Genomic DNA, 19,384 nt, shown 5'->3' on the forward strand with positions numbered 1-19,384 from the left:
GGAAAGATCGCACATCCCGTAGGAGCTGCCGAAGGCTGCGATCTTTTAGGGTATCAATCCAGCCCCAGTTTCTTCAGCCTGTAGCGCATCGACCGAAACGACAGATTCAACCGCTGCGCGGCCGCCGTGCGGTTCCAGCGGGTTTCTTCCAGCGCCTGGAGGATGAGTTTGCGTTCGACGTTTTCCAGATAATCTTCCAGATTGTCGATCCGGGTCAGGTCCGGCACGCCGGCTTCGGCGGTGCAGTTACCGTCGGCCAGGCGCAAGTCACTGGCGTCGATCTGCTTGTTCTCGCACAAGGTGTGGGCGCGTTCGAGCATGTTCTCCAGTTCCCGCACGTTGCCCGGGAAGCGGTAGCTTTTCAGCGCATCAAGGGCTAGCGGGTGGAGTTTTGTCGCGGGTTGGCCGGTGCCGGCCGCCAGGCGCTTGAGTACATGGCTGGCGAGTGTCTCGATATCGTCCCGGCGTTCACGCAGGGGCGGCACCCGCAACTCGATCACGTTGAGCCGATAGTACAAATCCTGACGAAAACGTTCGGCACTGACTTCGGCGTCGAGGTCTTTATGGGTGGCGCAAAGGATGCGCACATCGACCACGGTTTCCTGCTGGCCGCCGACGCTGCGCACGGCTTTCTCCTGAATCGCCCGCAGCAGCTTGACCTGCATCGCCAACGGTAAATCAGCCACTTCATCGAGGAACAGAGTGCCGCCATGAGCTGCCTGGAACAGTCCTGGCTTGTCTTCGATGGCGCCGCTGAAACTGCCTTTGCGATGGCCGAAAAACTCGCTTTCCATCAATTCCGACGGTATCGCCCCGCAGTTGACCGGGACGAAGGGACGATTGGCGCGCGGGCCTTGTTCGTGAATCAGACGAGCGACCAGTTCCTTGCCGCTGCCGGATTCACCGCTGATGTACACCGGTGCCTGGCTGCGGGCCAGTTTGTCGATTTGTTTACGCAGGCTGCGCATGGGCAGCGAATCGCCGAGCAATCGGCGATCAATGGCGGTACTGGCGCCACCGGGTGTGGGCAGGCGCAGGGCGCTGGTGACCAGTTCCCGGAGTCGGGTCAGGTCCACCGGTTTGGTCAGGAAGTCGAAGGCGCCAGCCTTGAGGGCGTTGATGGCGGTTTCCAGGCTGCCGTAGGCGGTGATCATCGCCACCGGCACTTGGGCGTAGCGTTGCTGGATGTGTTGCACCAACTCCAGGCCGGTGCCGTCCGGCAGGCGCATGTCGGTCAGGCACAGGTCGAATGACTCTCGGGCCAGCAGGGCTTGGGCTTCGCCAAGGTTGCGGGCACTGAAAGTGTCGAGTTTCATCCGTCCCAGGGTGATTTCCAGGAGTTCGCGGATATCCGGTTCGTCGTCGACGATCAGGACTTTTTGCCGTGGGCTCATGTTCAACTTTGTTTCCGTCCGTGTGCAAAGGTGATGCGAAAGCAGCCGCCGCCTTGGCGTGGTTTGAAGTCTAGGCGGGCCTGGTTGCTTTCGCACAGCTCACGGGACAGATAAAGCCCCAGGCCAGTACCCTGGCTGCTGGTGGTGAAGAAGGGTTCGAACAAGTGCAACTGCTGGTCCGGCGCCACACCGGGGCCATTGTCCAGCACCTCGAGCACCGGCAGCTGGCTGTCGGGGTCGACAAACAATTCAAGCCGGACCTCTGCCTGCTCATGAATCAGGGCGCTGTGACGCCAGGCATTGCGCAACAAATTGTCGAGAATCTGTGTCAGTTGATTCGGGTCCATCAGCGTTGTGACGTGGCCGGCGCCGATGTGCAGGTGAATGGTCTGGCGTTCGGTCGCGGTCTCGCGGGCTTCGGCGACGAACCGTGCCAGCCACGGCTTCAGATCGAGCCGTTGCTGCGTAGTTTGCTGACGGCGGGACAGTTGCAGGACGTTTTCGATAACCCGATTCATTCGCTGGGAGTGGTCTTGAATAATCTGGGTCAGACGTCGATCTGCGCCGTTCAGTTCCTCGGATTCCTGCAGCAACTGTGCGGCATGACTGATAGCGCCCAGTGGATTGCGGATCTCGTGGGCGATACCGGCGGTCAGGCGACCCAGGGCGGCGAGTTTCAGTTGCTGGGCCTGCTGGGAGATCTGGGCGAGGTCTTCGAGAAAGACCAGGGTCTGATAATGCGGGCTTTGCTCCAGGGCAATGAAGCTTGGCTGCAACTCGAGGCCGGAGCTGGCGATTTTCAGGCTCTGAGGGCGCAAGGTCGGGTTGTTGAACCACAGTTGCAGGCGTTCGACCAAGATCGGTGAGTAATCATCGATCAACTCGCCGTCGAGGTAGTCCTGGCCCAGTTGGGACAGGGCGCTGTGATTGGCCAGTTGCACCCGCCGCTGGTCATCGAGCACCAGGATACCGGTGCGCATGCGTTGCAGAATCAGCGCGTTAAGGGCTTCGAGGCCGACCACTTCGCTGGCCCGCTGCTCGGCGAGGTGTTCGCTGACCTCCAGGCGCCGGATCAAACCTTGCACCAGCAATGCCGCGGCAAAGCACAGGGCGCCGAGTGTACCGGCTTGCAGGTAGTCGCTGGGGCTGGTGGGGCTGGTGGGGCGGCTGAAACTCAGCAGGAAGCTCAAACCGACAATGCCAATGGCCGCGACGGCGGCGATCAGCAAGCCAATACGCCCGCGCAACAGGGTGTTGCCGATGGCCACGGACACGATCAGCAAATTACCAATGGCGCTGGCCGCACCGCCGGCAGCGTAGAACAGGCCGCACAGCAGCAACACATCGGCCAGGGCCAGGCTGAACAGCTGCCCGGGGCGTCGGGTATTCTCCAGGAACACCACCAGCAGAATATTCAGCACCAGGTACAACCAGCTGCCACTGCGCAGCAGGTCGTTATTGGCGAGTGCCAGCAACTGGTTGTCCATGTTGCTGGAGATCAACAGCACCAAGGTGATGCCGATGCTTAAACGGTAGAGATGATAGAGGCGCAGCAATCGCTGGGCTTGTTTGCTGCCGGGGCTGGAAGCCTCAGCGATCACTGGAGCCTGGGCCTTGCTCAAGGTGAGCCTGGCTGCAATACCACTGTTGTTGAAGACTCAGCGCACGGTCGCGTGGCAGGTGCACGCCGCAGTGGGCGCAACGAACCATCGGTGCAGCTTCCAGTTCGGCATTGGGCCGGGCGGCAGGCGCCGGGCTTTTGAACTTGCGCCAGAACCATACCGCAGCGGCAATCAGGGCGATCCAGAACAGTAAACGAAGCATGGCGGGCTGCTTTATGAATGATGATCAGGCAGTTTAGCCAAGGACATGGCGGGCGCACAGCGTAATAAGTGCTTCACAAAAAAGGGCCATAAAAAGGGAGACTCGAAAGTCTCCCTTTTTGCGTAACCGCAGGTGTCAGTCAAACACACCGAAGGTCATGTAGCTGAACCACGAACGGTCGCTGTTGTTGCCTTGCGCTTCGTGTTGTTCTTCCTGGATCACTTCGCCGTTGCCATCTTTAGGCTTGAGCTCGCTGGGAATCGAATCTTTCGCGTCCTGGAACTGCTTCTGCACGTCCTGGTTGGCGCGGGTTTCACCCGGCGGCAGCGGCGGACGGGATTCGATCAGGCCCAGGGTCGCCTTGCTCAGCCACGAACGGTTGTCTGCTTCGGCTACCGATGGCTTGAACTGACCGTCCACCAGGCTTGGGTGGTTCGGATAGTTGAGCTTCAGGGTTTCGAGGCTGGTGTTGGCCAGTTCATCCAGGTGCAGACGCTGGTAGGACTCGACCATCACCGCCAGGCCATCACCGACCGAAGGGGTTTCCTGGAAGTTCTCCACGACATAACGACCACGGTTCGCGGCGGCGACGTAGGCCTGACGAGTCAGGTAGTAGTCGGCAACGTGAATCTCGTAGGAGGCCAGCAGGTTGCGCAGATAAATCATGCGCTGCTTGGCATCCGGCGAGTAGCGGCTGTTCGGGTAGCGGCTGGTCAGTTGGGCGAACTCGTTGTACGAGTCGCGGGCAGCGCCCAGGTCACGCTTGGTCATGTCCAGCGGCAGGAAGCGCGCCAGCAGGCCGACGTCCTGGTCGAAGGAGGTCAGACCCTTGAGGTAATACGCGTAATCCACGTTCGGATGCTGTGGGTGCAAACGAATAAAACGCTCGGCGGCGGACTTGGCAGCCTCAGGTTCGGCGTTCTTGTAGTTGGCGTAGATGAGCTCGAGTTGAGCCTGATCAGCGTAGCGCCCGAACGGATAACGCGACTCCAGGGCCTTCAGCTTGGCTGTGGCACTGGTGTAGCTACTGTTATCCAGATCTTTCTGAGCCTGCTGGTACAGCTCGACTTCGCTAAGGTTTTCGTCTACGACTTCCTTCGATGAGCAAGCAGCGGTCAATGCGAGGATGGCGATCAGCAGCAGGTGTTTCACTTGCATGGCGGCTTGCGTCCCTATGACGGCCGCTGTCTTGGGCGGGGCCGTCCTGTTATGATGAGCGCCCCTTTGAATAGCATCGGGGCAAAAGACGCCGTATTTAACCACAAGCGCGCAGCCGAAACCAAAGGCTGTGCCGACGCCTAGTCTGAGCATGTCCGATAAAATTGAACTTCGCGCAGAGGTGCCGTCCGAATTGGGCGGCCAACGCCTCGATCAAGTCGCCGCACAATTATTCGCTGAGCACTCGCGCTCGCGCCTTTCCGCCTGGATCAAAGACGGCCGCCTGACTGTGGATGGGGCGGTTATCCGCCCGCGAGACATCGTTCATGGTGGCGCCATTCTTGAGCTAACCGCCGAGCAGGAAGCTCAGGGCGAATGGATCGCTCAGGACATTGAGCTGGACATCGTCTATGAAGATGACGACATCCTGGTGATCAACAAACCTGCGGGTCTGGTGGTGCATCCGGCTGCCGGTCACGCTGACGGCACCTTGCTCAACGCCTTGCTGCACCACGTGCCGGACATTATCAATGTGCCCCGCGCCGGTATCGTGCATCGCCTGGACAAGGACACCACCGGTCTGATGGTGGTGGCCAAGACCATTCAAGCGCAGACGCAGCTGGTAACACAGTTGCAGAGTCGCAGCGTCAGCCGGATCTACGAGTGCATCGTGATCGGCGTGGTGACCGCCGGCGGCAAAATCAACGCGCCGATCGGTCGTCACGGCCAGCAGCGCCAGCGCATGGCGGTAATGGAAGGTGGCAAGCAAGCCGTCAGCCACTACCGCGTGCTCGAGCGTTTCCGCTCCCACACTCACGTGCGGGTGAAGCTGGAAACCGGTCGTACGCACCAGATTCGTGTGCATATGTCCCACATCAACTTCCCGTTGGTCGGAGACCCTGCCTACGGCGGTCGCTTCCGCATCCCGCCGGCAGCCAGTGTGACCATGGTCGAATCGTTGAAGGCGTTTCCACGCCAGGCACTGCATGCGCGGTTCCTGGAACTGGATCATCCGACGACCGGTATACGCATGAGCTGGGAATCGCCACTTCCGGACGATTTCGTCTGGTTGCTGACCCTGCTCAAGCAAGACCGTGAGGCGTTCATCGGATGAGCGACTGGCTGATTCCCGACTGGCCTGCGCCTGCCGGGGTGAAAGCCTGTGTGACCACCCGTGCGGGCGGCGTCAGTCTGGCGCCGTTCGACAGCCTCAACCTCGGCGATCACGTCGACGACAGCCCTGAGGCTGTGGCCGAAAATCGCCGTCGCCTCACCGATCATTTCTCTATTCAACCGGCCTGGCTGCAGCAGGTTCACGGCATTGCCGTGTCTCATGCTGATCCGAGTCTGGTAGTCACTGCCGACGCCAGTTGGACGGCAACGCCCGGGATTGCCTGCGCGGCGATGACGGCGGATTGCCTGCCGGCACTGTTTTGCGACCGTGCCGGCACTCGCGTCGCGGCGGCCCATGCCGGCTGGCGCGGGCTGGCGGCCGGTGTGCTGGAAGCGACCCTCGACAGTCTGGCCGTGGCACCGGAAGAGGTGCTGGTCTGGCTCGGTCCGGCCATTGGTCCGCAAGCTTTTGAAGTCGGCCCGCAAGTGCGGGAAGTCTTCATCCAGCAGCTACCTGGAGCCGCCAAAGCCTTCGTCCCGAGTCAGAATGCCGGCAAGTTCATGGCCGACATCTACGAGCTGGCGCGCTTGCGGCTGGCTGTTCGCGGTGTCACTGCTGTTTATGGTGGCGGTTTCTGCACCGTGACCGATCCACGCTTCTTTTCTTACCGCCGTAGTCCACAAACCGGTCGGTTTGCCTCCCTTGTCTGGTTCGAACGCTAGACTTCGCTGATCTACATCAACTGTACGACGCTTGAAACTCCCAGAATCGACCACATCTAGTGAAGCATCTGGCAGGTTTCTTCATTCAGGATGGTTTCTTAGGTCCGGCCTGCTCAAAAGGAAGGTGACCCATGCGTATAGACCGTTTAACCAGCAAATTGCAGTTAGCTCTATCCGACGCCCAATCCCTGGCCGTTGGCCTCGATCATCCGGGCATTGAGCCCGCGCACTTGATGCAGGCCATGCTTGAACAACAGGGTGGTTCGATCAAACCCCTGTTGATGCAAGTGGGTTTTGACGTCAACAGCCTGCGCAAAGAGCTGACCAAAGAGCTCGATCAACTACCGAAAATCCAGAACCCGACCGGCGACGTGAACATGTCGCAGGACTTGGCGCGCCTGCTCAACCAGGCCGATCGTCTGGCCCAGCAGAAGGGTGACCAGTTCATCTCCAGCGAACTGGTGTTGCTCGCCGCCATGGACGACAACAGCAAACTCGGCAAACTGCTGCTCGGCCAAGGCGTGAGCAAAAAAGCCCTGGAAAATGCGATCAACAACCTGCGTGGCGGCGAAGCGGTCAACGACGCCAACCACGAAGAGTCGCGTCAGGCGCTGGATAAGTACACCGTCGACCTGACCAAGCGCGCCGAAGAAGGCAAGCTCGATCCGGTGATCGGCCGTGACGACGAGATTCGCCGGACCATTCAGGTGTTGCAGCGCCGTACCAAGAACAACCCGGTGCTGATCGGTGAGCCTGGCGTGGGTAAAACCGCCATCGCCGAAGGCCTGGCCCAGCGGATCATCAACGGCGAAGTGCCAGATGGCCTGAAAGGCAAACGGCTGTTGTCCCTGGACATGGGCGCGCTGATTGCTGGCGCCAAATATCGCGGCGAGTTCGAGGAACGCCTCAAATCCCTGCTCAATGAGCTGTCGAAGCAGGAAGGGCAGATCATTCTGTTCATCGACGAACTGCACACCATGGTCGGCGCCGGTAAAGGCGAAGGCTCGATGGATGCCGGCAATATGCTCAAACCGGCATTGGCTCGTGGCGAGTTGCACTGCGTCGGCGCTACCACGCTCAACGAGTACCGCCAATATATAGAGAAGGACGCGGCCCTCGAGCGACGCTTCCAGAAAGTATTGGTGGAAGAGCCGAGTGAAGAAGACACCATCGCGATTCTGCGGGGCTTGAAAGAGCGCTACGAAGTTCACCATAAGGTGGCGATCACTGACGGTGCGATCATCGCGGCGGCCAAGCTCAGCCATCGCTACATCACTGACCGTCAGTTGCCGGACAAGGCGATCGACCTGATCGACGAGGCTGCCAGTCGCATCCGCATGGAAATCGACTCCAAGCCGGAAGTGCTCGACCGTCTGGAGCGTCGTCTGATTCAGTTGAAGGTGGAATCCCAGGCGCTGAAGAAAGAAAGCGACGAAGCGGCGATTAAACGCCTGGAAAAACTCCAGGAAGAAATCGCTCGGCTGGAACGTGAGTACTCGGACCTCGAAGAAATCTGGAACGCGGAAAAAGCCGAAGTCCAGGGTTCGGCGCAGATCCAGCAGAAAATCGAGCAGTCCCGTCAGGAACTGGAAGCGGCCCGCCGCAAAGGTGACTTGAACCGCATGGCCGAGCTGCAATACGGGGTTATCCCGGACCTGGAGCGCAGCCTGCAAATGGTCGACCAGCACGGCAAAAGCGAAAACCAGTTGCTGCGCAGCAAGGTGACTGAGGAAGAGATCGCCGAAGTCGTGTCGAAGTGGACCGGCATCCCGGTGTCGAAAATGCTTGAAGGCGAGCGCGACAAGCTGATGAAGATGGAAAGCCTGTTGCACCAACGTGTGATCGGCCAGGACGAAGCGGTGATTGCGGTCTCCAACGCAGTGCGGCGTTCTCGTGCCGGGTTGTCCGACCCGAATCGCCCGAGCGGCTCATTCATGTTCCTCGGCCCGACCGGCGTCGGTAAAACCGAGCTGTGCAAGGCGCTGGCCGAATTCCTCTTTGATACTGAGGAGGCGATGATTCGCATCGATATGTCCGAGTTCATGGAGAAACATTCCGTGGCTCGACTGATTGGCGCGCCACCAGGCTACGTAGGTTATGAAGAGGGCGGTTACCTGACCGAGGCGGTGCGTCGCAAGCCTTACTCGGTGATCCTCCTGGACGAGGTCGAGAAGGCCCACCCGGACGTCTTCAACATCTTGCTGCAAGTGCTCGAAGACGGCCGACTGACGGATAGCCATGGCCGTACGGTGGATTTCAAAAACACCGTGATCGTCATGACCTCCAACCTGGGCTCGGTACAGATCCAGGAACTGGTCGGTGATCGTGAAGCCCAGCGCGCGGCAGTAATGGATGCGATTTCCACGCACTTCCGGCCGGAGTTCATTAACCGGGTCGACGAAGTGGTGATCTTCGAGCCGTTGGCGCGGGATCAGATTGCGGGCATTACCGAGATCCAGTTGGGTCGCCTACGCAGTCGCCTGACCGAGCGTGAGCTGAAACTGGAGCTCAGTCCTGAGGCGATGGATAAGTTGATCGCGGTGGGTTACGACCCGGTCTATGGCGCACGGCCGCTCAAACGAGCGATCCAGCGCTGGATCGAGAACCCGTTGGCGCAGTTGATTCTGTCCGGTCGTTTCCTGCCGGGCGAGACGGCTGTCGGTCGTGTAGAAAACGACGAAATCGTTTTTCCTGAGCCGTAATGCCAGTGAAATAAAGAAGGCCTCGCATTGCGAGGCCTTTTTTTCTCCAGGCTGTTGAACTCTAAGGAAAAGGCTTGTAAAGTGCGCCCCGCAGTAAGTCACCCGGAAGGGTTTCTGCTCCCCAAGCAGAAATCTGAAATAAGTTGCAAATCATTAACTTGAATGCAATTTAGGGGGTTGACAGAGGTGCTTAAGATTGTAGAATAGCGCGCCTCAGACACACGAACGCAGCGATGCGAACGGGTCGAAGAGATGCAGCAAGCTTCACCGTTGTAAATTGAAATATGTAGTTCCGTGATAGCTCAGTCGGTAGAGCAAATGACTGTTAATCATTGGGTCCCAGGTTCGAGTCCTGGTCACGGAGCCAATTTCAAACCGGGGTATAGCGCAGTCCGGTAGCGCGCCTGCTTTGGGAGCAGGATGTCAGGAGTTCGAATCCCCTTACCCCGACCATTTTTGGGTCGTTAGCTCAGTTGGTAGAGCAGTTGGCTTTTAACCAATTGGTCGTAGGTTCGAATCCCACACGACCCACCATTTTTGAAACCAGTTAACGCTGGAATCAGATCTTAAGATCAGAGGCCAAAAGCACTGATCGAAGAAGGCGACTTGTAAAGGTCGCCTTTTTTTACCGGGGTATAGCGCAGTCCGGTAGCGCGCCTGCTTTGGGAGCAGGATGTCAGGAGTTCGAATCCCCTTACCCCGACCATATTAAAAATCCTCGTATCGAAAGATACGGGGATTTTTTTGTTCTCGGAAAAGTGAATCGGCTTCAAGTCATCGTACAACTTGCCGATAACGAGCCATCGGAGCGCAAACAGCGCCTCCCTCCCGCCCATAAAAAGAAAAGGCGCTCGTTATGTTTCTTCGTCAGCTGAATATTGCTCCTCGTGCAGCGCTGGGTTTTGCCTTGATTGCGGTGCTGGTGGCATTGCTTGGGGTATTCGCACTGGGGCAGATGTCGAGCATTCGTGACAGCGAGGTGGCGGTGGAAAGCCAGTGGCTGCCGAGCATCCGTGGCGGCGATGAGATCCGCGAGATCATGCTGCGCATTCGCACCATTTCCCTGCGCATGGCTCTGGACCAGGACCCGAAGAATATTGCGCAGTACCGCAGCCAGATGGACACCGGGACAAGGAGCTGAGCGACAAGATTGCCGCCTATGACACGTTGGTCACCACCGCTCAAGGCAAGCAGTTGTATGACCAATTCAAAAGCACCTTCGCCGCATACCGCTCGGGCATCGCCCAGTCGTTCACTCTGGCCGAGCAAGGTCGTCGGGATGAGTTGACTAAACTGCTGCTGGTGGACATGAAGACCGTGGTCGATGGTTCCGGCAAACAGCTCACTGACCTGGCAGATCTGTTCACCAAGCAAGTCGCCGCCGAAAGCCGGAATTCTGCCGCGCACTACGAAACCTCGCGGACGATCGTCAGCCTGTTCATCGCCCTGGCGGCGCTGGCCACCGTCGGTTTGGCGATGTTGCTGACTCGCAGCATCGTGCGTCCCCTGAATGAAGCCTTGAATGCTGCGCAAAACGTGGCCCGGGGCGATCTCACCCATCCGATCCAGACCCATGGCAATGATGAAGTCAGCCGCTTGCTCAAGGCACTGGCAGCCATGCAGCAGAACCTGCGCGAAACCCTGCAAGGCATCAGCGGTTCGGCCACCCAGCTGGCCACGGCGGCCGATGAGTTGAACGCGGTGACCCTCGACAGCACCCGGGCCTGCAACAGCAGAACAATGAAATCGAGCAGGCTGCCACCGCAGTCAACGAGATGAGCACTGCCGTGGAAGAAGTTGCACGCAACGCGGTCTCGACGTCCGACGCCACACGCCAGTCCAGCGAGTCGGCGCATCTGGGCCAGGAACGAGTCAGCGAAACCGCGAGCGCCATCAGCGCCCTCGCCAGCGATGTACAACACACGGGTGAATTGGTGCAGTCGCTGGCCAATCAGTCCCAGGACATCGGCAAAGTGCTGGACGTGATTCGGGCCATCGCCGAGCAAACAAACCTGTTGGCGCTCAACGCTGCGATTGAAGCGGCACGGGCGGGGAGAGTGGCCGCGGTTTTGCGGTGGTGGCTGATGAAGTGCGTGCACTGGCGCATCGCACGCAGCAATCGACCCAGGAGATCGAGCAAATGGTCCAGGGCATGCGCAGCGGGTCGAGTCTTGCGCTCGACTCGATGCAAGCCAGCGCCTCTCGCGCCGCCAGCACGTTGGTCCTGGCCGAGCGTGCAGGTGAGGCCTTGCAGACCATCACCACCTCGGTGCACGAGATACACGAACGAAACCTGGTGATTGCCAGCGCGGCCGAAGAACAGGCGCAAGTGGCGCGGGAAGTCGATCGTAACCTGGTGAATATCCGTGACCTGTCGGTGCGCTCTGCCGCTGGCGCCGATCAGACCAGCGCCTCCAGTCATGAACTGTCCAAACTGGCCAATGCACTGCAAGGCATGGTGCAACGCTTTCGGGTGTAATTCTCCAGACGAAAAAAGCCCCGCTTATCTAAAGCGGGGCGAGATTCGGTAAGACACCCATCTGCAGGTTGATGAGTAAAAAATGTGGGAGCGAGCCTGCTCGCGAAGAGGGATTAACATTCAATAAATGAGCTGAATGTCAGACCGCTTTCGCGAGCAGGCTCGCTCCTACAGTGGATCTGCATCAGTGAAGTTTCAATCGCGGCTCAGTCCCGCGCCCAATCTTGCTACCGAGCATCAACATCGCCGTACGAAATGCGCCATACAGTGCCATCTGGTGCATCCGGTACAACGACACGTAAAACATCCGCGCCAGCCAGCCTTCCAGCATCACGCTGCCGGTGAGGTTGCCCATCAAGTTACCCACAGCCGAAAAACGCGACAGCGAGATCAGCGAGCCGTAGTCGGTGTACTTGTACTCCGGCAATGTTTTACCTTCGATCCGCAGCTTCAGCGATTTGGCCAGCAACGACGCCTGTTGATGCGCGGCCTGGGCCCGTGGCGGTACGTTGCGGTCGGTGCCCGGTTGCGGGCAAGCGGCGCAGTCTCCGAAGGCGAAGATGTTCTCGTCGCGGGTGGTTTGCAGGGTCGCCAGCACTTGCAGCTGATTGATGCGGTTGGTTTCCAGGCCATCGATGTCCTTGAGGAAACCCGGTGCACGAATCCCGGCAGCCCAGACTTTCAGGCTGGCGTTGATCACTTTGCCATCTGCAGTGATCAGGCTGTCGGCGGTGACTTCACTGACCGCCGCATTGGTCATGACGTTGACCCCGAGTTTCTCCAGGGTTTTATGCACAGGCCCGCCGATACGTTCCGGCAGGGCTGGCAGTACCCGGGGCCCGGCTTCAATCAGGGTAATGTGCATGTTTTCCGGTTTGATCCGGTCCAGACCGTAGGCCGCCAATTCATGGGCGGCATTGTGCAGTTCTGCGGCCAGCTCGACGCCAGTGGCCCCGGCGCCGACGATGGCCACGCTGATTTGCTCCACGACATCCGTTTGCCCGGCATGGGCGCGCAGGTAGTGGTTGAGCAATTGCTGATGGAAGCGCTCGGCCTGTTTGCGGGTGTCGAGGAACAGACAATGTTGCGCCGCGCCCTGGGTGCCGAAATCGTTGGTGGTACTGCCGACGGCAATCACCAGCGAGTCGTAACCCAGTTCACGGGCCGGTACCAGTTCCACGCCGGCGTCGTCGTAGGTGGCGGCCAGCTGGATTTTTTTCTGTGCGCGATCGAGCCCGCTCATGCGCCCCAGCTGGAACTCAAAGTGGTTCCATTTGGCCTGGGCAACATAGTTGAGTTCGTCTTCGGAAGAGTTCAGCGACCCGGCCGCCACTTCGTGCAACAGCGGTTTCCAGATATGGGTCAGGTTCGCGTCGACCAGCATCACACTGGCCGTGCCGCGCTTGCCCAGAGTCTTACCCAGACGGGTAGCCAACTCCAGACCGCCGGCGCCGCCGCCAACGATGACAATACGATGAGTCATGGGGATATCTCGCAAGGCTAAAAGAAATCGGTGCAATCACCCGAGCGAGCGCGAAGCGGCTCATAGCGTCAGGTAACTGATCAGTCGGCTCAACAGGCCCAAACCAATGGTCACTGCCAGCACCACCACCAGGAGCATCCACGGCCGAAATGGCCGGCGCTCGACTTGGTGCTGAGACAAGTGCAGGTACTCTTCGACATGCTTCTGGTCGTCGGGGTTCAGGCGGCTGGTCATATAAGGCCTCGTCAGGGGTAGACGTTGCTGAATGAATAGAAGCTACAGGCAGATTTAACGAACGTTGAACGGAGCATAGCCGCTGTCCGGGATGGGTTCGACACTCACCGTATCGGCCAGTCGAATGATTCCACTTTGTATCACCCGGGCAGTGATTCCGCCATGGCCGCGAATGGCCTGGAAGGTCCCGGGGCCGAGGTTGTTTTGCAGGCGTACGCAAGGTTGGCACCAGCCGGTGGTTTCGAAAATCGCCTGGCCGATTTTGAAGCGACGTCCCTTCAGGCTGAACAGGTTGATACCGCTGATAGCGAGGTTGCGCCGCAATTCATCAGGTCGCAGCGGTTTATCGTCCGGGCGCCCCATCAGCGAACTGATCACGGCCAGATGTTCCCACTGAATCAGTGTCACTTGCCGCGCATTGCGTACGCCGGGGCGGGCGCGATCACCGGTCAGGCCGGACTCGAGTCGCGCTTCCACGGCATCCAGTTCGATCATCGGCATGTGAGGCTCCGGGCGCACACCGATCCAGCAAACGCGACCTTGTTGCGGCACTTCGGCAATCAATTCCTGCAGCGGGCTCACAGGCTGATCCCGACATCGAAGACGATGCTGCGTCCCAGGTTGCTGCGCAGGAAATCCGGGGCATCCGGATGGGCGAACAGCACGCGGGCGAACGTCGGGCCGACCAGCGACAACGAGCGCCAGCCCTGGCGCAGGTATTCGGTGGGCGGGGGAAGTGGCTGTTCAGGTCCAGCACTTCGCGCTTGAGGCTGGCGAAGGCGATGATGTCCAGCTCCCCCAGGTCCATGCCGCGCTCTTTGTAGTTGTGAGCTTTTTGCGCAAGGTCGGCGCCAGTCTCAGCAAGAACTCATTGGCCGGAATGCGCCGTGGCTTGGCTTCGCGGCGCACCAGCGAACTCAGGGAAAACGCGCTGCGTCGACGTTGCAGTTCGTCGCGCCATTCGTCGTTGAGGCGTCGGCCTTCGTCGAGCACGAAAAACACCTCGAAACTGGCATCCCGAAACAACACATCCGGCGGCTCACCGGCCGGGGCGAACTCGTCGGCGCGATAGGGAATGTTCAAGCCTTGCAGCAGGCGTTGGCAGACCCAACGCTCACGCTCCCATTTGCGGGCATTGGACAGGAACGCGTTGGCTTGCTCGGCCGCGATGGTCAGCAGGCGTAAATAATCTGAGTCATCCATAGGCCCAAGCTTAGCGTTCAAATGCGACAAGCAGAAAGCTTTGCATCGACAAAGGGTCGCAATGGTCGAGTAGCCTTCATTGGTGTCTGGCGCGTGAAGCTTTTTTTGACTTCGTCGCCTGATGTTTCCAGGTCGCTATCCGTTTGACCTTTTCTGTATCTTCTCCCAGGTGAATGGTCCTGGAGGCTTCATGAAAACAACAGAAACTACCGATATCATCGCGGGCTACCTGCAGTTTCCTGTGGCATTCAAAAGTCCCGACCTTAATCGCCAGACAATTGCCGACGCCGTAAGGGCGGCTTCTTTTGATCTGCTGGTTCTGCCTGAGATGTGTACGACGGGTTATCTTTTTGACTCTGAAGAAGAACTTCTCCCTTTTGCCGAGAACGCCGAAACGGGAGTCTTTGCCCGGTTTTTACAAGATTTGTCAGCGCAGAAACAGGCGACTTTGGTTGCCGGTATGGTCGAACGTGATGGCGACAATCTTTACAACACCGCGATTGTGGTCAGTCGAGGCAAGTGGCTGGGTAAACAACGTAAATGCCATCTCAGCGATCTGGAGAAGAAACTATTCGCGGAAGGTGATGATTGGCAGTGTTTTGATGATGGCAAGATTCGCTTCGGCGTCCTGATCTGTTTTGATCTCTGGGTTCCCGAAGCTGCTCGATTGCTCGCGCTGGACGGAGCGAAACTCCTTTGTTGCCCGGTCAACTACGGTGGTCCCTGGACGGGCGATATCATGCGCGTCCGAGCGATGGAAAATGGCGTGCCGCTTGTTTCCTGCAACAGGACAGGCGTCGAATCGGGGCTGCAAATGACGGCTCACTTTCGCGGTGAGAGCCAGGTCATAGACGTCACCGGAAACCGGCTAATTCAAGCCGGGCAAGAAGCCGGTCTAGATCTGACCCTGTTGTCTATCGGCTCCAAGGGGTCCATTCAAGGCAATGTCATGTGTAGCGACCTTTTGAAACACGCGCGACGATACTCGCTCTGCGGCCCCTTTAATCGGTAGCTTGCTTTGGGCCAGCGGACTGGGCATGCGAGGCGGCCGGTGTAGACTGGCAGTCGCTGCGTGTGCGCGCCTCAACTAAGGACATGACGTGAAATATTGGCCGGTGTTGCTGCTCAGTCTTCTGCCTCTTCTGGCCCAGGCGCTGGAGAAGATTCGGTCATGATCGGCGCCGAGCTGCTGTCACCGCAGAGCCTGACAGTCGGCTGGCTGATTTACGTGCCCGTGGTGATCTGGGCAATTTGCCGCGCACCGTGGGTCGAGTTGTTTACCGACAGACGTCGGCAGCATTTGCTGTTTGGCACGGTGTTCGCGTTGTTCATGCTGTGGTTGGTGCGACGGGATTTTGATACCGGTGTGTCGTATCATTTTATCGGCATGACGGCGGTGACGCTCTTGCTGGATTGGCCGCTGGCGATTGTCGGTGGATTGGCCGCGCAACTGGGGCTGGTGCTGCTAGGGCGACAGGATTTGGTGGCTGTCGGGGTGAATGGCTCGCTGCTGATTCTGCTTCCGGTTCTGGTCACCGAATGCTGTGCGATCCTGGTGGAGCGGGCGCAACCGCGTAATCCCTTTGTGTATATCTTCGTTTCCGGTTTCTTTGCGGCGGCGCTGTCGGCGTTGCTCTGTCTGTTGGTGGGGCTTTGGTTGCTGTGGTTCGACGAAATTTTTGCCATGCCGTACTGGCTGGAGGACTTTGTCGGTTACCTGTGGTTGATCATTTTTCCGGAAGCATTCATCAACGGCATGGTGATTAGCGCGCTGGTGGTGTTTTGCCCCGAATGGCTGGAGACGTTCAACCGTACCCGTTACCTTTCGGCGCCATGGAAAGACGACGACCCCAAGTCTTGATCCACATCAAATCCCTCGAACACTGACACTTCCATGCTTCGGGAAACCTTCAGGAGCATCGAAATGAGTGTCTACGAGTGGGCAAGGCAGGAGTTGCGTCACAGTCTGGATGTGGCGCAGGAAGTGGGGTTTGATCCGGGGTTGAGCCTGCGCGCCTTGCTCAGTGCGGTGGTGCAGCAGAGCAAAGCGGTGCGCAGTGTCGAGGATCTGGCCGATGAGTTGCAATTTCTCGCCGAGAACCTCGATGAAGGTCAGGATTACGGCTTTATGCGGCCCTGACTTTTGGGGATAAAGACTCGGTTCAGTGACGCGGCTCGAAGTCTTCGCTGAACAGGTCGTCCTCGGCATCCGGGCTGACCGGGATCTTGTGTTCTTCCGACGCCCAGGCACCCAGGTCAATCAGTTTGCAGCGGTCCGAACAGAAAGGCCGGAACGTGCTGGTGGCGCTCCATTCAACAGGGGCGCCGCAGGTTGGGCAAGTGACGACAGGGGGTTGGCTCATGACTGGCCTCCACGCAAAGTTAGGTAAAAGTGATGCAGGCGTTCGACCTCGCTGTGCAGCCAGGCGAGGTCGCGGTCATTGACCACCACATCGTCGGCATGGCTCACGCGATCCTGCCTGTTGGACTGGGCCTTGAGGATCGCCTGAACCTGTTGCTCGCTGGTCTGGTCACGCTGCAGCGTGCGTTCGATCTGCAGTTGTTCCGGGGCGTCGATCACCAGAACCCGTTGGGTCATGGCGTACTGCCCGGATTCGATCAACAGCGGCGACACCAGAATTGCGTAAGGCGATTGTGCCTTGGCCAGATGATTAGCGATTTCCTCGGCGATCAGCGGATGCAGCAGCGCTTCGAGCCAGCGGCGTTCTTCCGGGACTTCGAAGATCAGCTTGCGCAGGGCGCCGCGATCGAGTTGCCCGTCGGCTTGCAGCACGCCGGGGCCGAAGTGCTCGGCGATCTTCGCCAGTGCCGGGCGACCCGGTTCCACCACCCAGCGCGCGGCGTGATCGGCATCGATCACGTGCACGCCCAGGTCGATAAAGTGCTGGGCGGCCGCGCTTTTACCGCTGCCGATGCCGCCGGTCAGGCCGAGAATCCAGGGTTTTTCCACGGGGGTATTCATTTAAAACCGACAAACTGCCAATAGAAGTCGGTTATTTGACCACCCCAGAGCAAGGCAATCCAGCCGGCAATTGCCAGATAGGGACCAAAGGGGATCGGCGTCGAGGTTTTCGCGTCCCGCAGGCGCAACAAAATCACCCCGAGAATGGCGCCCACCAAGGACGACAACAGGATCGTCAGCGGCAGGATCTGCCAACCGCCCCAGGCCCCCAGCATCGCCAGCAACTTGAAGTCCCCGTGACCGATGCCGTCCTTGCCGGTGATCAGCTTGAACAGCCAGAACACCGACCACAGCGCCATGTAGCCGGCCACTGCGCCCCACAAGGCATCGTGCAGCGGCACAAACAGGTCGAAGCTGTTGACGATCAGCCCCAGCCACAACAGTGGCAGCACCAACACATCGGGCAACAGTTGATGCTCGGCATCGATCAGGCTCATGGCCAGCAGGCCCCACGTCAACACCAGCAGCAGACACGCCGGCCAGCCGAAACCGAAATGCCAGGCGATGAACGCCGAGAGCAGACCGCAGGCCAGTTCGGTCAGAGGGTAGCGCTTGCTGATGGGTGCGGCGCAGTTCGAGCAACGGCCGCGCAACAACAGATAACTGAGCACGGGGATGTTTTCCCATGCACGGATCCTGTGGGCGCAGTGCGGGCACTGAGAGTGGGGCAGCATCAGGTTGTAGGTCGGCAGGGGCGTTTCGCCGGGCAGGCCCAATACATCGTGGGCTTGCATTCGCCATTCCCGCTCAAGCATTTTCGGCAGGCGCCAGATCACCACGTTGAGAAAGCTGCCGATCACCAGGCCAAGTACCAGGGCGGTGATCACGAAGGCCGGCGGATAAAGAGTCAGGTATTCATTCAAAGGCATGTCAGACCGCTGAGCCGAGTTGGAAGATGGGCAGGTACATGGCAATCACCAGGCCGCCGACGATAACCCCCAGCAGCACCATGATGAACGGCTCCATCAGGCTGGTGAGGTTGTCGACCATGTTGTCCACTTCGTCCTCGTAAAAGCTGGCGACCTTGTCGAGCATGTCGTCCAGGGCGCCGGACTCTTCGCCAATGGCGGCCATCTGGATCGCCATGTTCGGGAAAACGCCGGAAGTGCGCATGGCGAAATTCAGCTGCATGCCGGTCGACACGTCCTGCTTGATGCGCAACACCGCGCGTTTGAACACGATATTGCCGGTCGCGCCAGCCACCGATTCCAGGGCATCTACCAGTGGCACACCGGCGGCGAACGTGGTCGACAGCGTGCGAGCGTAACGGGCTACGGCGGACTTGTACATCAGCGTGCCCACCAATGGCAGTTTCAACAGCCAAGTGTCCATCCGGTCGCGAAAAACCTGAGACTTTTTGAAAGCACGACGCAGGCCGTAGATCGCGACGATCAATGCGCCGAGGATCAGCCACCACCATTGCTGCATGAACTCCGACAGGCCGATCACCATCAAGGTGAAGGACGGCAGTTCGGCGCCAAACCCGGCGAACACCGTTTTGAATTGCGGCACCACTTTGACCAGCAGAATGCCGGTGACGATGATCGCGACGAACACCACGGCCAGTGGATAGGTCATGGCTTTCTTGATCTTGGCCTTGAGGCTTTCGCTTTTTTCCTTATAGGTGGCCACCCGGTCCAGCAATGTATCCAGGGCGCCGGCCTGTTCACCGGCGTCCACCAGGTTGCAGTACAACTCATCGAAATATTGCGGCTTCTTGCGTAGCGATGCCGCGAAGCTGTTGCCGGCCGCGACTTCCTGTTTCACCTCGTCCACCAGCTTGCGCATGGCCGGGTTGTCGAAGCCTTCGCCGATGATGTCGAAGGACTGCAGCAGCGGCACGCCGGCCTTCATCATGGTCGCCATCTGTCGGGTGAACAGTGAAATATCCTGGGCCTTGATGCGTTTGCCGAAATTGAAAATCGAGGCGGATTTTTTACGTACCTTGCCCGGGTTGATGCCTTGCTTGCGCAACTGCGCCTTGATCAGCGCCGGGTTCTGACCGCTCAGTTCACCGGTCATTTTCGTGCCTTTCTTGTCCGTGCCTTCCCAGGCGTACACGCTGATTTTTGCTGCCTTGACCGCCAT

At 59.0% G+C, this 19,384-nt stretch carries 17 protein-coding genes, 4 tRNA genes and 2 pseudogenes; 11 read left to right on the forward strand and 12 right to left on the reverse strand.

Annotated elements, in window-relative coordinates:
* Nucleotides 1-53 precede the first annotated feature (53 nt).
* The 4 genes from JFV26_RS18860 to JFV26_RS18875 all read right to left on the reverse strand — a co-directional run bounded on the left by JFV26_RS18860 (nt 54) and on the right by JFV26_RS18875 (nt 4,376).
* Nucleotides 54-1,394, reverse strand: coding sequence for a sigma-54-dependent transcriptional regulator (locus JFV26_RS18860; RefSeq protein WP_201194604.1), 1,341 nt, complete (start codon nt 1,392-1,394; stop codon nt 54-56).
* 2 nt (nt 1,395-1,396) lie between these two features.
* A complete protein-coding gene (locus JFV26_RS18865; protein ID WP_201194682.1) occupies nt 1,397-2,995 on the reverse strand; it encodes an ATP-binding protein in 1,599 nt (532 codons plus the stop codon).
* The gene (locus JFV26_RS18870; RefSeq protein WP_201194605.1) at nt 2,985-3,218 is read right to left on the reverse strand and encodes a PP0621 family protein; all 234 of its coding nucleotides are present in this window, start codon (nt 3,216-3,218) and stop codon (nt 2,985-2,987) included. Before JFV26_RS18870 ends, JFV26_RS18865 begins: the two co-directional genes overlap by 11 nt.
* Nucleotides 3,219-3,353: 135 nt before the next feature.
* A complete protein-coding gene (locus JFV26_RS18875) occupies nt 3,354-4,376 on the reverse strand; it encodes an outer membrane protein assembly factor BamD (RefSeq protein WP_201194606.1) in 1,023 nt (340 codons plus the stop codon).
* Between the two features lie 151 nt (nt 4,377-4,527).
* Between JFV26_RS18875 and rluD the strand changes: the two genes are divergently transcribed.
* From rluD to JFV26_RS18915, 8 genes and pseudogenes are all read left to right on the forward strand, one after another.
* A complete protein-coding gene (gene rluD, locus JFV26_RS18880; protein ID WP_201194608.1) occupies nt 4,528-5,490 on the forward strand; it encodes a 23S rRNA pseudouridine(1911/1915/1917) synthase RluD in 963 nt (320 codons plus the stop codon).
* Nucleotides 5,487-6,212 (forward strand): peptidoglycan editing factor PgeF, encoded by a 726-nt coding sequence (pgeF, locus tag JFV26_RS18885; RefSeq protein WP_201194610.1) that lies wholly within the window; start codon nt 5,487-5,489, stop codon nt 6,210-6,212. Before rluD ends, pgeF begins: the two co-directional genes overlap by 4 nt.
* Nucleotides 6,213-6,343: 131 nt before the next feature.
* Entirely contained in the window at nt 6,344-8,914 is a 2,571-nt protein-coding gene (clpB, locus tag JFV26_RS18890; protein WP_201194612.1) for an ATP-dependent chaperone ClpB, read from the forward strand.
* A 291-nt stretch (nt 8,915-9,205) separates the two neighbouring features.
* Nucleotides 9,206-9,281: transfer RNA gene (locus JFV26_RS18895), tRNA-Asn, on the forward strand.
* A gap of 9 nt (nt 9,282-9,290) precedes the next feature.
* Nucleotides 9,291-9,367, forward strand: a tRNA-Pro gene (locus JFV26_RS18900).
* Nucleotides 9,368-9,372: 5 nt separating this feature from the next.
* Nucleotides 9,373-9,448 (forward strand) — tRNA-Lys (locus JFV26_RS18905).
* 95 nt (nt 9,449-9,543) lie between these two features.
* Nucleotides 9,544-9,620, forward strand: a tRNA-Pro gene (locus JFV26_RS18910).
* Between the two features lie 150 nt (nt 9,621-9,770).
* Nucleotides 9,771-11,393 (forward strand): annotated as a pseudogene (locus JFV26_RS18915) (methyl-accepting chemotaxis protein).
* A gap of 184 nt (nt 11,394-11,577) precedes the next feature.
* On the opposite strand, the gene JFV26_RS18920 reads toward JFV26_RS18915, so the two are convergent.
* From JFV26_RS18920 to JFV26_RS18935, 4 genes and pseudogenes are all read right to left on the reverse strand, one after another.
* Nucleotides 11,578-12,876, reverse strand: a complete 1,299-nt coding sequence (locus JFV26_RS18920; protein ID WP_201194614.1) for an NAD(P)/FAD-dependent oxidoreductase — start codon at nt 12,874-12,876, stop codon at nt 11,578-11,580.
* Nucleotides 12,877-12,936: 60 nt separating this feature from the next.
* Entirely contained in the window at nt 12,937-13,110 is a 174-nt protein-coding gene (locus JFV26_RS18925) for a DUF3094 domain-containing protein (protein WP_007938396.1), read from the reverse strand.
* A 54-nt stretch (nt 13,111-13,164) separates the two neighbouring features.
* Entirely contained in the window at nt 13,165-13,692 is a 528-nt protein-coding gene (locus tag JFV26_RS18930; RefSeq protein ID WP_201194616.1) for an MOSC domain-containing protein, read from the reverse strand.
* A pseudogene (locus JFV26_RS18935) lies at nt 13,689-14,313 on the reverse strand (DUF1780 domain-containing protein). Before JFV26_RS18935 ends, JFV26_RS18930 begins: the two are co-directional and overlap by 4 nt.
* Before the next feature lie 190 nt (nt 14,314-14,503).
* On the opposite strand from JFV26_RS18935, the gene JFV26_RS18940 reads away from it, so the two are divergent.
* From JFV26_RS18940 to JFV26_RS18950, 3 genes are all read left to right on the forward strand, one after another.
* A complete protein-coding gene (locus JFV26_RS18940) occupies nt 14,504-15,325 on the forward strand; it encodes a nitrilase-related carbon-nitrogen hydrolase (protein WP_201194618.1) in 822 nt (273 codons plus the stop codon).
* Between the two features lie 159 nt (nt 15,326-15,484).
* On the forward strand, nt 15,485-16,174 hold the full coding sequence (locus JFV26_RS18945) for an energy-coupling factor ABC transporter permease (protein ID WP_201194619.1): 690 nt from the start codon (nt 15,485-15,487) through the stop codon (nt 16,172-16,174).
* Between the two features lie 63 nt (nt 16,175-16,237).
* Nucleotides 16,238-16,453 carry a hypothetical protein gene (locus tag JFV26_RS18950; RefSeq protein WP_201194620.1) on the forward strand — a complete coding sequence of 72 codons (216 nt, stop codon included), beginning with the start codon at nt 16,238-16,240 and terminating at the stop codon, nt 16,451-16,453.
* Nucleotides 16,454-16,475: 22 nt separating this feature from the next.
* On the opposite strand, the gene yacG is transcribed toward JFV26_RS18950, so the two are convergent.
* Genes yacG through JFV26_RS18970 form a run of 4 tightly spaced genes read right to left on the reverse strand, consistent with a single transcriptional unit; the run spans nt 16,476 to nt 19,384 of the window.
* Entirely contained in the window at nt 16,476-16,676 is a 201-nt protein-coding gene (yacG, locus tag JFV26_RS18955) for a DNA gyrase inhibitor YacG (protein ID WP_201194621.1), read from the reverse strand.
* The gene (gene coaE, locus JFV26_RS18960) at nt 16,673-17,296 is read right to left on the reverse strand and encodes a dephospho-CoA kinase (RefSeq protein WP_201194622.1); all 624 of its coding nucleotides are present in this window, start codon (nt 17,294-17,296) and stop codon (nt 16,673-16,675) included. Before coaE ends, yacG begins: the two co-directional genes overlap by 4 nt.
* Nucleotides 17,293-18,165 (reverse strand): prepilin peptidase, encoded by an 873-nt coding sequence (locus JFV26_RS18965; protein WP_201194623.1) that lies wholly within the window; start codon nt 18,163-18,165, stop codon nt 17,293-17,295. Before JFV26_RS18965 ends, coaE begins: the two co-directional genes overlap by 4 nt.
* 1 nt (nt 18,166) lies before the next feature.
* Nucleotides 18,167-19,384, reverse strand: a complete 1,218-nt coding sequence (locus JFV26_RS18970) for a type II secretion system F family protein (RefSeq protein WP_201194624.1) — start codon at nt 19,382-19,384, stop codon at nt 18,167-18,169.

The sequence above is a fragment of the Pseudomonas sp. TH31 genome, assembly GCF_016650815.1.
In the GTDB taxonomy this organism is placed as follows: Bacteria; Pseudomonadota; Gammaproteobacteria; order Pseudomonadales; family Pseudomonadaceae; genus Aquipseudomonas.